10 protein-coding genes, 1 tRNA gene and 1 riboswitch are annotated in these 12564 nt (G+C 67.3%); of the genes, 8 read left to right on the top strand and 3 right to left on the bottom strand.

Features of this window, described 5'->3' with window-relative positions:
* From SY1_RS12585 to SY1_RS08760, 3 genes are all read left to right on the top strand, one after another.
* A partial coding sequence (locus SY1_RS12585; RefSeq protein ID WP_208873493.1) for a DEAD/DEAH box helicase occupies positions 1 to 1941 on the top strand: 1941 nt, incomplete at its 5' end.
* An 81-nt stretch (positions 1942 to 2022) separates the two neighbouring features.
* A complete protein-coding gene (locus SY1_RS08765) occupies positions 2023 to 2406 on the top strand; it encodes an MBL fold metallo-hydrolase (protein ID WP_208873491.1) in 384 nt (127 codons plus the stop codon).
* On the top strand, positions 2375 to 2842 hold the full coding sequence (locus SY1_RS08760) for an MBL fold metallo-hydrolase (RefSeq protein WP_208873490.1): 468 nt from the start codon (positions 2375 to 2377) through the stop codon (positions 2840 to 2842). The genes SY1_RS08765 and SY1_RS08760 overlap by 32 nt, the downstream gene beginning before the upstream one ends.
* Before the next feature lie 109 nt (positions 2843 to 2951).
* Here the strand turns inward: SY1_RS08760 and hpf are convergent, their stop codons facing one another.
* Positions 2952 to 3488: a ribosome hibernation-promoting factor, HPF/YfiA family gene (hpf, locus tag SY1_RS08755; protein WP_015556810.1), complete on the bottom strand. Its 537-nt coding sequence runs from the start codon at positions 3486 to 3488 to the stop codon at positions 2952 to 2954.
* A 229-nt stretch (positions 3489 to 3717) separates the two neighbouring features.
* The gene (locus tag SY1_RS08750; RefSeq protein WP_015556809.1) at positions 3718 to 4617 is read right to left on the bottom strand and encodes a DNA polymerase III subunit delta; all 900 of its coding nucleotides are present in this window, start codon (positions 4615 to 4617) and stop codon (positions 3718 to 3720) included.
* 284 nt (positions 4618 to 4901) lie between these two features.
* On the opposite strand from SY1_RS08750, the gene SY1_RS08745 reads away from it, so the two are divergent.
* Positions 4902 to 5825: a hypothetical protein gene (locus SY1_RS08745; RefSeq protein ID WP_208873488.1), complete on the top strand. Its 924-nt coding sequence runs from the start codon at positions 4902 to 4904 to the stop codon at positions 5823 to 5825.
* A gap of 109 nt (positions 5826 to 5934) precedes the next feature.
* Here SY1_RS08745 and SY1_RS08740 read toward each other — a convergent pair whose 3' ends face one another.
* Positions 5935 to 6762 (bottom strand): MerR family transcriptional regulator, encoded by an 828-nt coding sequence (locus tag SY1_RS08740; RefSeq protein ID WP_015556807.1) that lies wholly within the window; start codon positions 6760 to 6762, stop codon positions 5935 to 5937.
* A 306-nt stretch (positions 6763 to 7068) separates the two neighbouring features.
* A riboswitch (cobalamin riboswitch) is annotated at positions 7069 to 7248 on the top strand.
* A gap of 107 nt (positions 7249 to 7355) precedes the next feature.
* Here SY1_RS08740 and SY1_RS08735 point away from each other — a divergent pair.
* The 4 genes from SY1_RS08735 to SY1_RS08720 all read left to right on the top strand — a co-directional run bounded on the left by SY1_RS08735 (position 7356) and on the right by SY1_RS08720 (position 12356).
* Positions 7356 to 9674: an anaerobic ribonucleoside triphosphate reductase gene (locus SY1_RS08735; protein ID WP_015556806.1), complete on the top strand. Its 2319-nt coding sequence runs from the start codon at positions 7356 to 7358 to the stop codon at positions 9672 to 9674.
* Entirely contained in the window at positions 9662 to 10204 is a 543-nt protein-coding gene (locus SY1_RS08730; RefSeq protein ID WP_015556805.1) for a 4Fe-4S single cluster domain-containing protein, read from the top strand. Before SY1_RS08735 ends, SY1_RS08730 begins: the two co-directional genes overlap by 13 nt.
* Positions 10205 to 10549: 345 nt before the next feature.
* Positions 10550 to 12109, top strand: a complete 1560-nt coding sequence (gene nhaC / locus SY1_RS08725; RefSeq protein ID WP_243440645.1) for a Na+/H+ antiporter NhaC — start codon at positions 10550 to 10552, stop codon at positions 12107 to 12109.
* A 171-nt stretch (positions 12110 to 12280) separates the two neighbouring features.
* A tRNA-Ala gene (locus SY1_RS08720) sits at positions 12281 to 12356 on the top strand.
* Positions 12357 to 12564 lie beyond the last annotated feature (208 nt).

Below are 12564 nucleotides of genomic sequence, written 5' to 3'. Positions count from 1 at the left end.
GCACTGGCCGCCTTCCTCAGGGCCTGCCCCGCCCTGTCCCAGGGAGAGGAGACGCGGGAGGCCCACTGGCTCCTCATGGACCCCGCCCTGGCGCTGGAGTTCCTGAGCCAGGTGGACGAGTTGGGCGACGCCGTCACGACGGAGTGGCCGCACGGGCAGAGTATGAAGCTCGTGGGACGCTCCGTGGAGGGCGGCAGCTTCAAGGCCTCCCTCCGGCGCTCTCAGGACTGGTTCGCCCTGTCGGGCGAGGTCCAGGTTGACGAGGGGATGGTCTTGAAGATGGGGAGGCTCATCGAGGGGCTTCAGGAGGGCTACGGCCGCTTCGTGAACCTGGGGAACGGGGAGTTCCTGCCCCTGGCGGAGGACTTTAAGCGTCGGCTGGAGGCCCTGGTGAAGCTGGGCGACATGCGGGGCGAGGAGGTGCGGCTTCCGCCCCTGGCGGCGGGGCTTGCCGAGGAGCTCCTGGATGGGGCCGGTCAGGTGGACGCGGACCCGGAGTGGCGGGCCGACTGTCGGCGCGTCGAGGAGGCGCAGAAACTCGTGCCCAAGGTGCCCGCCACGCTGCGGGGCGAGCTTCGGGACTATCAGCAGGAGGGCTTTCGCTGGCTTATGCGCCTGGCCCACTGGGGCGCCGGGGCCTGTCTGGCGGACGACATGGGCCTGGGCAAGACGATCCAGACGCTGGCCATGCTGGTGGCGCGCGGTCCGGAGGGCCCCTCCCTCGTGGTGGCCCCGACCTCCGTCTGCCCCAACTGGGCGGACGAGGCCCGGCGCTTCGCGCCGACCCTGAACGTGAAGGAGCTGAAGCAGGCCGGCCGCGACGAGGTCCTGGCGGGCCTGGTCCCCATGGACCTCCTGGTCCTGAGCTACGGCCTCCTTCAGAGCGAGCGGGCCCGCCTGTCGAAGGTCCCGTGGAACGTCGTCGTGCTGGACGAGGCTCAGGCCATCAAGAACACGGGGGCCAAGCGCTCCCTGGCCGCGATGAAGCTCAACGGCCGATTCCGCGTGGCCACGACGGGGACGCCCATCGAGAACCAGCTGAGCGAGCTGTGGAACATCTTTCGCTTCCTGAACCCGGGCTACCTTGGGTCGGCGGAGAGCTTCAGCCGCCGCTTCGCCGTGCCCATCGAGCGGGACGGGGACCGGGTGGCCCGGCAGCAGCTCCGGCGCATGATCCGCCCCTTCATCCTGCGGCGCACCAAGGACGAGGTCCTGAGCGAGCTGCCAGAGAAGACGGAGATCACCCTGACGGTGGACCTGAACGAGAAGGAATGGAGCTTCTACGAGGCGCTGAGGCGGAAGACGCTCGAGGATTTCGCGGCGGGGCCGGGGCCTGCGGAGAAGATTCACGTCTTTGCGGCGCTGATGAAGCTCAGGCGCGCCTGCTGCAACGTGGTCCTGGCGGGCAGCCCTGCGGAGATGCCCTCGGCGAAGTTGGAGGCCTTCGCGGACCTGCTGGGCGAGGTGCGCGGCGGCGGGCACAAGGCTCTGGTCTTCAGCCAGTTCGTCGATCACCTGGCCATCCTGAAGGACTGGCTGACGGAGCGGGGAATCCCCTTCCAGTACCTCGACGGCTCGACGCCCCCGGAGGAACGGAGGCGGCGCGTGGCGGCCTTCCAGGCGGGAGAGGGCGACTGCTTCCTCATCAGCCTGAGGGCCGGCGGGACGGGCCTGAACCTGACGGCGGCGGACTGCGTCATCCACATGGACCCCTGGTGGAACCCCGCCGTGGAGGAACAGGCCTCCGACCGCGCCCACCGCATCGGACAGACCCGACCCGTGACGGTGTACCGCATCGTGGCCCGCGGCACCATAGAAGAAAAGATCGTGGCGCTGCACGCCTGGAAGCGCGACCTGGCCGACGGGCTCCTGGAGGACAGCGGCCGCGCCGTGAAGCTCTCCGCGGAGGAGCTGCTGAACCTCATCCGTGACCCGGCCTGAGGACGCCCAACCAGCTGCCGGAGCGCTACCCCTCCCCCACTTCGGGGAGGCAAAAATTTGTTTCAAGGGTGGTTTTTCATCATGATGAAGCTGACGGTTCTTGTGGACAACTGGGTCACGACGCCCAAGATTGGGCTCCTGGGGGAGTGGGGGTATTCGGCCCTCCTGGAGACGCCATCGGGCAGCCTCCTGATCGACGCGGGGGAGACGGGGCACACGCTCTTGAACAACATGCGGGTCCTGGGACTCTCGCCGGAGTCGGTGAACTGCGTGGCGCTGAGCCACGGCCACAACGACCACGCGGGAGGCCTCCCCGCCCTTCTGGAGGCCGCACCCCAGGTTCGGGACCGCGTCTTTGCCTCGCCCCTGGCCGTGAGGGAGCGCTTCGAGGGACAGGACCTGAGCCCCGCCGGCGGGGCTGTGCTGCGGGGGGGTGCCGCTGCGGCCGGTTCAGGGGGCCGTTGAGCTGCTGCCGGACGTCTTCGCCTTCGACGTCCCCCCTGAGGGCCGCGACCCGCGCTACGCCTCCCGCGGCCTCATGTACGAGCGCGGAGAGGACGGGACGGTCCGACCGGACACCTTCGCCGACGACCTGTCCTTCCTCGTCAGCGGATCCGGAGGGTGGGCGCTGCTTTTGGGGTGCGCCCACGCGGCGCTGCCCAACATCGTCGCGCGCGTCCGGGACCTCTTCGGCGTGGAGCAGTTCGATCTGGTGGCCGGCGGCGCGCACATGATGAGCCTCGCGCCGGACGAGGTGGAGGATTGGGTGGCGCTCATGGCGTCGTGGCGCGTGAGGCGATGGCGCCTGAACCACTGCACGGGCTTCCGGGCCGCCGCGCGCCTGGCGCGGGCGCACCCGGACGTGGACTGGGCCGGAGTCGGCGCGGAGCTGGAGCTCTAACCCGTCCGGGGCGGACGCCGGCGGGGGTTGACGTTCAGCGAGAGGTGCAGAAAAAAGCGGGGCCGCGCGGCCCCGCTTTTGTTCCGATTGTGAGATTGTGAAGGCGGGTTCAGCGCACCGGCTCCAACAGGCCGTAGTCGCTGCTCCGGCGCTTGTAGACGACGTTGACGTCGCCGGTCTCCGCGTTCTGGAACATGAAGAACGCGTGTCCGACGAGCTCCATCTGCATGGCGGCTTCCTCAGGGCTCATGGGCTGGACGGGGACCTTCTTCACCTTCTCGATCACCGGCACGTCGCTGGCCACAGGCTCCTGCCCCTCCTCCAGGTTGAAGGAGAAGTCGGCGCCGCCCTTGAACTGCCCCTTGTCCTTGAGGTAGGAGTTGTAGCGCTTGATGCGGCGCTCCAGGTTCTTCAGCGACAGGTCGAAGGCCCTGCGCGGCTCCGTGGCGTTCTCCTCGGCGCGGAGGATCACCCCGTTGGCGTTCGCAGTGGTCTCAATGTTGAAGTTGCCCTTGTGGTGGCTGACGACGATCTGGCAGTTCTGGATCTTGCCGAAGAACTTCTCCAGCTTGGACATCTTGGAGTCCATGTAGTCCCGAAGCTTGCTGTCGATCTCCGTTCCACGCTGTACAAAACGTACTTCCATCGAACTTCGCCTCCGTTTCGCAGAAAACCGGTAAGGTTGAGAGCGGTTCGCTGACCGCGTGGGGGGCGTCCGCCTCCCGCTTCGTTACATTGTAGCATAAAAGCGGGGCAAAAGCGCCGTCACGCGTCGGAGCAGGCTTGAACTGCGCTCGGGGGGCCGTCAGCGCCGGGGGGCGGCTGCCCCCTGGGGGCTTGCCGCTTTCCCCGCCAGCAGGTCCCAGACGATCAGCTCAAAGCCCGGCCAGCCCTGGGCGGCGGAGGTCTTCTCCGCGAAGGAGAGCCGCACGGCCCGCAGCATGAAGTCCTTGACGGCCTTCGCCCCGAAGAGGCGCAGGGCCCCCCCGCGCCATGCGCATCGCGTACTCCCGGTTCGCGCCGGCGGCGGCCGCGGCCTGGGCCTCGTTCCCCGGAAAGGAGGCGATGTAGAGCGCCGGGCGCAGGCGGTTGCAGAGCGCCGTGAGGACGGGCAGCAGAGGGTCCCGCGACAGGCGGCTCAGCGCGCGGGCCACGTCCTGGGCGTTGCCCGCGCACACACCGTCCAGGAACGTCAGGAGCGCGCGCCCTCCCTCGTCGAAGGAGAGGGCGCGGACGTCCGCCAGCGCGATCTCCCGCCCGTCGGCGTAGAGCGCCAGCTTGGCGAGCTCGCTCCGCAGCTCCTCCGTGGACTCGATGGACTCCCCCAGGAGGAGAGCCGCGTCCGGCGCCAGGCGCCAGCCCTTTTCCTGGGCCAGCTTCAGGAGCCAGTCCTTCCGCTTCCAGGGGGGGACGGAGGCCTCGGCCTTCAGAAACCGGACCTTCTTGAGGGCCAGCACCTCTTTGGAAAAGACCTTCCTGGCCTCCCCGCCGAAGGTGGCGACGATAACGGCGTCCGCTTCGGGCCCCTCCAGGGAACCCGCCAGCCCGTCGGGGAAGGCCCCCAGGGCCTCGCACCCCTCCGCGACGACGGCCTCCCGCGCGGCGAACAGCCCTCGGCTGCCCACCCGTTCCAGGAGGGCGCGCCAGTCGGGGAAGGTCCCGTCGGCGTCGAACTTTCCCGACACCTGGCGGTCCTCCCGCGTCAGGGCCGTCAGCGTCTCCTCCAGCTGGCGCCGCTGCCCCTCGTGGCCCTCGATGACGATCAAGTGCGGCATGGCCCGCCTCCTCGCAGACTAAAGAATGGCCCCCCATGCGGCAGGCTCGTTTAGAAATGAACTTGAAGCGACACCGGTATTTTAACACCGTTGTCTTTCGAGAAGGGGCGCGGGGCGTTTTTGCCCTCCGCGGAGATTTGGCAGGCGCGTCTTCCCGTCCCCATCAAACGCATTTGTGCTGAAGTCGTTTTCGGGTTAAAGTACTCGCATGGACGACGGGGGCCGACCGCCGCAGTCCGTATGGGGAGCGGTTGGCGACGATGGAGAAGGACAGGAGGTTTATCATGAGGTGGTTTGTGGCGTTCATCCTGACGGTTTGCGCTTCGGCTTCGGTGGTCGTATTCCCGCGGGACGCAGCAGCGGAGCCGGACAGGACGGCTCTCATCGGGTTCACGGCGAGTCCGCAGAGCCCCAGCGCAGGACAGGATGTGATGGTGATGGCCCGCTTCAAGCCCGACATGAGGCCCCGTCAGGGGTCCGTGACACTGACGCTTCTGGGCCGGGACGGCGGGGTCGTCCGGGAGTGGAGCGAGCGGGAGCTGAACCCGGCGTTCCTGACGCCGGTCGAGGGCGGAACGGGCGAGTGGCTGTACCGCGCGTCGTTCACGGCACAGCCGGGGTACGCAGAACTGCGGCTGGCGTGGCGCCCGTCCAACGGGAGCGATCAGGCCGACCCCGAGCGCGCGGTCCTGACGCTGTCGGTGGGCGGAAACGGGACGCCCCTCGGCGGCGGCGGGCTGGTCAGCTGGCGCGTGACGCGCGACGCCCGGCACGACGGCGACGAGATGCGGACCAACGCGCTGTTCGAGCGGCAGCCCGACCCCGATTCCGTGCGGCTCATCATCGAGCGGCGCGGGCTGTTCTCCGGGCTCTACGACGACCGCACCCTCTATCCCGAACGCGAGGGGTACGAGGACGGCCGGTACGGGGGCCGCTGGAGCGTCCGGTTCGAGTTCACCGCCGAGCGGGGGCGACACAGGATGAAGCTCCGGTGGCGGATGGACGGGACCGAGTACGAGCACATCGAGAAGTTCTCCGTCGACGACGGAGCCCTTGGAAGCAATGGATGCGACGCCGGGGTCTCCGGCCTTCTCGGACTGTCGGCCCTCGCGCCGCTGGCGCTCCGGCGCAGGCGCGAAAAACGGAGGACGATGGCATGGAGCCCCATGATCTCAGTGCGGGGAGAACGCGAAGCATCAAATAGGTAGGGGGACCTGCCAGGGCCCCCTATCAGAGGCTCAGGCCCCTCCTGGACAACGACATGAGGCGGCGCCTCGCGCGGCGACGCGCCGCCCGACCGACGAGGCATCCGGGGCGCTAGGCCTTTCGCACCGGCCACTGCACCTCGGTGCGCAGCTCCTCCGGCGGGACCTCGTGGGGGCTGTTCAGGTAGACGTTCCGCGCACCGTCGGAGCCGGCCACGGGCTCGTAGCCGTTCTCCTCCATCCAGTGCCGCAGCGCGGTGTAGGCGCCCTCCAACTGATCGTAGGGCCCCTTGTGCAGGGTGCAGGCCATCAGGCCGCCCGGCACCGTGCGGACCTTCAGCCGGTCCGTTTCCGGGACGGGGTTCGTGAAGGACAGGCAGTACTCGACGTCGATGTCGTTCGGGTCGAACTCCTCCCCATAGTAGATGTCGAAGCACTCCCCGCCGTAGGCGCTGCCGTGCCGCTCCAGGTGGGTCCACAGCTCCGTGAAGACCCGATGACTCTCCTCCGACAGGTTCTCCATCGTGACGATGCAGCGGTGCGTCAGCGCCCGCACGGGCGCCACCTCGCGTACCGTAACTTTGTAGGACAAGAAAAACGCCTCCTTCTCCAAAGTGAGTTTTTCCAGGAGCTCCAGGTCCCTATGTCCCTTCTCCAGGCGTTCCTGGAGCACCTGACGGTGTCGGGCCAGGAAGGCGGCGATCGCGTCGGGGTCCCGCGCGCCGAGGAAGGCGCGGATATCCTCCAGAGGCACGTCCAGCTCCCTCAGTCGTCGGATGCGCAGGGCCTCCACGAACTGCCCCGCGGAGTAGTGCCGATACCCCGTCGTCTCGTCCACCCAGACGGGCTTCAGGATGCCCCTTTCGTCGTAGAAGCGCAGCGTCTTCACCGAGAGCATCGTCGCCCTGGAGAACTCCCCGATCGTCAGCAGGTTGCTCATCAAATTCCTCCTCCCTTCGCGTTTTCGCCCCTCACCCTCCGACAGGACCCATCATAGGCCCTCCAGCCGGGGGAGGGTCAAGCCTGCGGGCCAGGCGCCGTCGGCCGCCTCGTAAAGTATACTCGATCAACGGAAAGCGCACCTTCCTTCGTCAACGGGGTGTTCCATCAGCGACGGGGCTGGTGCGTGCACATTGGGGACGACTGGAGCCTCACAGCGGCGGCCACGCGAGCCGGGACGGTGGACGGCGAATCCACTTCCAAATTCGGAGGGCGTTCGGCTGGTGTATAATGAGGCTGCATTTTTCAAAAGAAGATGGGCACGGGTTCCGGCGTGTGCGCCGGGCAAAAGGGAAGCAGGTGCGAATCCTGAACGGTCCCGCCGCTGTGAACGGGGAGGCCCCTCGAAAGTCCACTGGAGCGATCCGGAAAGGACGAGGCGCCGATGATCCCAAGTCAGAAGACCTGCCTGGGCCCATGAACGCGAACTCCTGCGGACGACGGGAGGGGCGCGCGGCCCTTTCGCGTCCAGGCGCGAGCGCCTGCCCCCTCCACCTCCCGGAGGGGGCGCTCTTTTTAAGGAGGCAGGGAAAGATGTTCGCCAGGATCAGAAAGCGGGATGGGCGCGAGGTGCCCTTCAACGCTGAGAAGATAGCCGGGGCCATCGGACGGGCCCTGGCGGCGGTGGGGGAGCCTGGAACGGAGGCCATGCCGCTGACGGAGCGCGTCGTGGCCCACATGGAGCAGAAGCTTCAGGGCGGCGTGCCCCAGGTGGAGGAGATTCAGGACATCGTGGAGGAGGTGCTGATCGAGTCCGGACGCGCGAGAGCGGCCAAGGCCTACATCCTCTATCGCGCGTCCCGAAGCCGCGCGCGGGAGATGAAGAGCCACCTGATGAACGTCTACGAGGCGCTGACGTTCCGGGACGCGCAGGACAGCGACCTGAAGCGTGAGAACGCCAACATCGACGGCGACACGGCCATGGGGACGATGCTGCGCTACGGCTCCGAGGGAGCGAAGCACTTCAACGAGATCTTCATCCTGAGGCCGGAGCACGCCGAAGCGCACCACAGCGGGGACGTTCACATCCACGACATGGACTTCCTGACCCTGACGACGACCTGCTGTCAGATCGGCCTGAAGCGGCTCTTCAAGGGAGGATTTGGCACGGGGCACGGCACGCTGCGGGAGCCCTCCGGCATCCGAAGCGCCGCGGCGTTGGCCTGCATCGCGCTTCAGGCGAACCAGAACGACCAGCATGGCGGACAGAGCATCCCCGCCTTCGACTGCGACATGGCACCCTACGTGGCGCGCACCTTCGCCAGGGCCTACCGCCGGAACCTCCTGCGCGCCCTGAGCCTTCTCGCCGGGGAAGCCGCAGAGGACGGGGCGGTCGCTGCCCTCGACGGCCTGGAGGGCGGCCCCATCCGCATGGGGGCGACCGACGAGCGTCAGTCGCGGGAACGGGAGGCGCTCCTGAAGCTTGGGGTGCCGCAGGAGGCGGTGGAGCGCGCCCAGGAGGCGGCGCTTCGAGAGGCGCGGCAGGACGTGGAGCGCGAGACGTATCAGGCCATGGAGGCGCTGGTCCACAACCTGAACACCATGCACAGCAGGGCGGGGGCGCAGGTGCCCTTCAGCTCGCTGAACTACGGCACGGACACCTCGCCGGAGGGCCGCATGGTGACGCGGAACCTGCTCCTGGCGACGGAGGCCGGCCTGGGGCACGGCGAGACGCCCATCTTTCCCGTCAGCATCTTCAAGGTGAAGGAGGGGGTGAACTTCAACCCGGAGGACCCGAACGGCGACCTGTTTCAGCTGGCCTGCCGCGTCAGCGCAAAACGCCTGTTCCCCAACTTCGCCTTCATCGACGCGCCCTTCAACCTGAGCTACTACCGGCCGGGGAACCCGGACACGGAGATCGCCTACATGGGGTGCCGCACGCGCGTCATCGGGAACGTGGCGGACCGGGACCGGGAGACGGTGACGGGGCGGGGCAACCTGAGCTTCACCAGCCTCAACCTGCCGCGGCTCGCGATCCTGAGCGAGGGGGACCTCGATGAGTTCTACCGGCGGCTCGACGCCATGGCAGACCTCGTGGTCCAGCAGCTTCTGGACCGGTTGGAGATCCAGTCGCGCAAGCGGGTGAAGAACTTCCCCTTCCTGATGGGACAGGGCGTGTGGCTGGACTCGGAGACGCTGGGCTGGAACGACGAGGTGCGCCCCGTGCTGAGGCATGGGACGCTCTCCCTGGGCTTCATCGGCCTGGCGGAGTGCCTCAAGAGCCTGACGGGCGCCCACCACGGCGAGGACCCCAGGGCTCAGGAGCTTGGGCTTGAGATCGTCCGGCGCCTGCGCCGGCGCATGGATGCGGCCTCGGAGGCAAACGGGCTGAACTTCACGCTGCTGGCGACGCCCGCCGAGGGACTGTCGGGGCGCTTCCTGCGCCTGGACCGGGAACGGTTCGGGGTCATCCCCGGCATCACGGACCGCGGCTACTACACCAACAGCTTTCACGTCCCCGTGTACCACCGGCTCAACGCCTTCGAGAAGATACGGTTGGAGGCGCCCTACCACGCCCTGACGAACGCGGGGCACATCACCTACATCGAGATGGACGGCGACCCCTCGCGGAACCTGGCCGCGTTCGAGAAGGTGGTGCGCGCCATGAAGGAGGCGGGCATCGGCTACGGCGCCATCAACCATCCGCTGGACCGGGACCCCGTGTGCGGCTACACGGGCGTCATCGACGACGTCTGCCCCGGCTGCGGCCGGCGGGAGGAAGGCCGGCCCTTCGAGCGCATCCGCCGCATCACGGGCTACCTCGTGGGGACGCTCGAGCGCTTCAACGACGCCAAGCGCGCGGAGGAACACGACCGCGTGAAGCACGCGGGCCCGGAGCCATGCCCGCGCTGACGTCCGAGGGGTTGGAGGCGGAACTGCGGCTGGCGGGAATCGTGGAGGACTCCATCGTGGATGGACCGGGCCTGCGCCTCGCGGTCTTCGTGCAGGGGTGCCCGCACGGCTGCCCTGGGTGCCACAACCCGGAGGCGCAGCCCTTCGAGGGGGGGCGGACGATCCGGTCCGGCGAGGTCCTGGCGCGGTTGACGGCGAACCCGCTGCTGGACGGCCTGAGCCTGAGCGGCGGGGAGCCCTTCTGTCAGGCGGCAGCCCTTGCTCCCCTCGCCGCCGCGGCGCGGGCGCGGGGGTATCACGTCATGGCGTGGACGGGCTGTACCCTGGAGGCGCTCCTGAGGGCGGGGAGGCCGGACTGGGAGGCGCTTCTGCGCGCCCTGGACGTGCTGGTGGACGGGCCCTTTATCCAGGCACGGCGCAGTCTGGCTCTGGCATGGCGCGGGTCGGACAACCAGCGCGTGCTGAACGTGCCGCGCTCGCTCGCCCTGGGGCGGGCGGCCCCGGCGGAGGAGCTCCTGCGGTCGGCGTAACGTGCGGCTTTCATGCATTTTTGTGCAAAGGGACAAAGGAGGCCCTGCCCCTTGACCGGGGCGGGCCTTTTTTGTCGACCTGCGAAGCCCCTGCGCTCCTCGGCCGCAGGGGCCGGCGCTGCGTTTTCCCTCTTGCATTTTCACCAGAATGTTTTACAATGCACCTGACTTCGAAGTAAGCCGGGGAAGACCAATACGCAAAATCATTCCTCTCGCGCTAAAGGACCCTGTCCGGGAATAGTCGAAGCCTCAACACACGGTAAAAAAACGACAGCAGATCTTTGGTGTGGGGGGAATGTCGGGATGCAATTGTCTCGTAAACCGGGTCTTGTCCTATCTCTTTTCGTGCTGCTTTGCTGCGCGCTGATCGTCACCCTGGGCGTCGTCGACGTGGAGCTCGAGTCGGGCGCTCATCTGGGGCTGAGGCTTCCCGCACAGGTCCCCCTCCTCTTCGCGGCGGTCTTTGCCGCGGCGGTGGGCCTGTCGTGGCTCAGGTGCTCGTGGGTGGACCTGGAGCGCGGCATCTGCAACGCCATTCAGGTCTCCATTCAGGCCATCCTGATCCTCGTCCTCGTGGGCTGCCTCGTGGGCTGCTGGATTCAGAGCGGCGTCGTCGCCACGATGATCTATTACGGCCTCGGGGTGATGAGCCCGCGGTTCTTCTACTGCGCGTCGCTCCTGATCAGCGTGGTGGTGGCCCTGGCTACGGGCTGCTGCTGGACCACCAGCAGCACCGTCGGCGTGGCCCTCATCGGCATCAGCGCAGGCCTCGGCCTGCCGCTTCCCGTCACGGCCGGCTTCGTCATATCGGGGGCCTACTTCGGAGACAAGCTCTCCCCCCTCTCGGACACGACGAACCTGGCCCCGGCGGTCTCCGGCAGCAACCTGTTCGACCACGTTGGAGCCATGATGTGGACCACGCTGCCGACGCTCCTCATCACCCTCGTGATCTCGCTCTTTATGGGGAGTTCCGCGCAGGGCTCGGACGGCGGCCGCATCCTCCTGATCCAGGACATGATGCGCGCGGAGTTCTCCATCTCCTTCTGGGCCTTCATCCCGCCCCTGATCATCCTGGTCATGGCCTTTTTCAAGGTCCCCGCCATTCCGGGCATCGTGGCGGGCATCCTGGGGGGGATCGTCCTGTCGCTGGCCAACGGGTCCTCGGCCCACGACGCGCTGATGGTCCTCTTCTCCGGCTATGAGCCGGCGCACCTAGGCCGGTTCGCCGCCGCCGACACGCCGGAGGCCATCGCGGCGATGACGCAGGCCTTCAGCTCCATCTTCCTCTCCGGGTCCCCGGCGCTCTCCGTGGACCCGGAGGTGTTCTCCTCGATGGGGCACCTCCTGACCCAACTCTTCACCCGCGGCGGCATGACCTCCATGCTGGAGACCATCTGCCTCATCGTCGTGGCCCTCTCGCTGGGGGGCATCATGGAGGTCTGCGGGTTTCTGGACGTGATCCTGGAGGCCCTGATGCGCCACGTACGGTCCGTGTTTGGCATGGTGGCCTCGGTGCTGGCTTCCGCCTTCCTCTCCAACGTCTTCCTCAGCGAACAATACCTGTCCATCATCGTGCCGGGCCGCATGTTCCGTCGCGCCTTTGAGGAGCGCACGTGGAACGGCCGCAGGCTGGCCCCCACCATGCTGTCCCGCTCCCTGGAGGACAGCGGGACCATGACCTCGGTGCTGGTGCCATGGAACACCTGCGGCGTCTACGTCAGCTCCGTGTTGGGCGTGGCGACGCTGGACTACCTGCCCTACTGCTTCATGAACTGGCTGAACCCTCTGATGGCCCTGGCCATGACGTGGGCGGGCGTCGCCATCCTCTGGCAGAAGGACGCTTCGGAGAGCGAGACGGCCTCCGTGCCGGGCCTCACGGGCGAGGTGGTCGGCACGTCGCTTTGACGAAATCGTCAGGGGGTCGCCGGCTTGTCGAACGGTCAGCCATTCCTCCGGAGCCGAACTCCCCTCCTGCGCTGAACGCGAAATTCGCTTTCAAAACTTGAAGCGCGCGGTCCGCGGGGGATTTTCCTTGACAAGACCAGGAGGTGTCTGTATAATACTTCTGTTTGTCATGGGGCTATAGCTCAGTTGGGAGAGCGCTTGAATGGCATTCAAGAGGTCGTGGGTTCGAATCCCATTAGCTCCACCAGAAGCGAAAATCCCTGAGTTTCAAAAGGGATTCAAACGATAAGGGAACCCCCTCTCCGAGGGGGTTCTCGCTTATTTCTCCCGCCTTTGAATTTCTCGGTACCCCGCATCAGACCGCGATGAAACCGTATGCTAATACCAAATCGCGTCTAATATGGATTGCCTCCCCTAAGGGGAGGTGCCGAACGGAGTGAGGCGGAGGGGGTCGG

Source organism: Fretibacterium fastidiosum, assembly GCF_000210715.1.
GTDB lineage: Bacteria > Synergistota > Synergistia > Synergistales > Aminobacteriaceae > Fretibacterium > Fretibacterium fastidiosum.
Note: the sequence above shows the minus strand (reverse complement) of the source record. Positions and strands in the feature narration are given on the sequence as shown.

Excerpts from the sequence above, each read along its gene's own strand:
- SY1_RS08730 (WP_015556805.1), top strand. The coding sequence starts at position 9,662 with ATGCCCGCGCTGACGTCCGAGGGGTTGGAGGCGGAACTGCGGCTGGCG.
- SY1_RS08750 (WP_015556809.1), bottom strand. The coding sequence starts at position 4,617 with ATGCCGCACTTGATCGTCATCGAGGGCCACGAGGGGCAGCGGCGCCAG.
- SY1_RS08765 (WP_208873491.1), top strand. The coding sequence starts at position 2,023 with ATGATGAAGCTGACGGTTCTTGTGGACAACTGGGTCACGACGCCCAAG.
- SY1_RS08745 (WP_208873488.1), top strand. The coding sequence starts at position 4,902 with ATGAGGTGGTTTGTGGCGTTCATCCTGACGGTTTGCGCTTCGGCTTCG.
- SY1_RS08740 (WP_015556807.1), bottom strand. The coding sequence starts at position 6,762 with ATGAGCAACCTGCTGACGATCGGGGAGTTCTCCAGGGCGACGATGCTC.
- SY1_RS08735 (WP_015556806.1), top strand. The coding sequence starts at position 7,356 with ATGTTCGCCAGGATCAGAAAGCGGGATGGGCGCGAGGTGCCCTTCAAC.
- hpf (WP_015556810.1), bottom strand. The coding sequence starts at position 3,488 with ATGGAAGTACGTTTTGTACAGCGTGGAACGGAGATCGACAGCAAGCTT.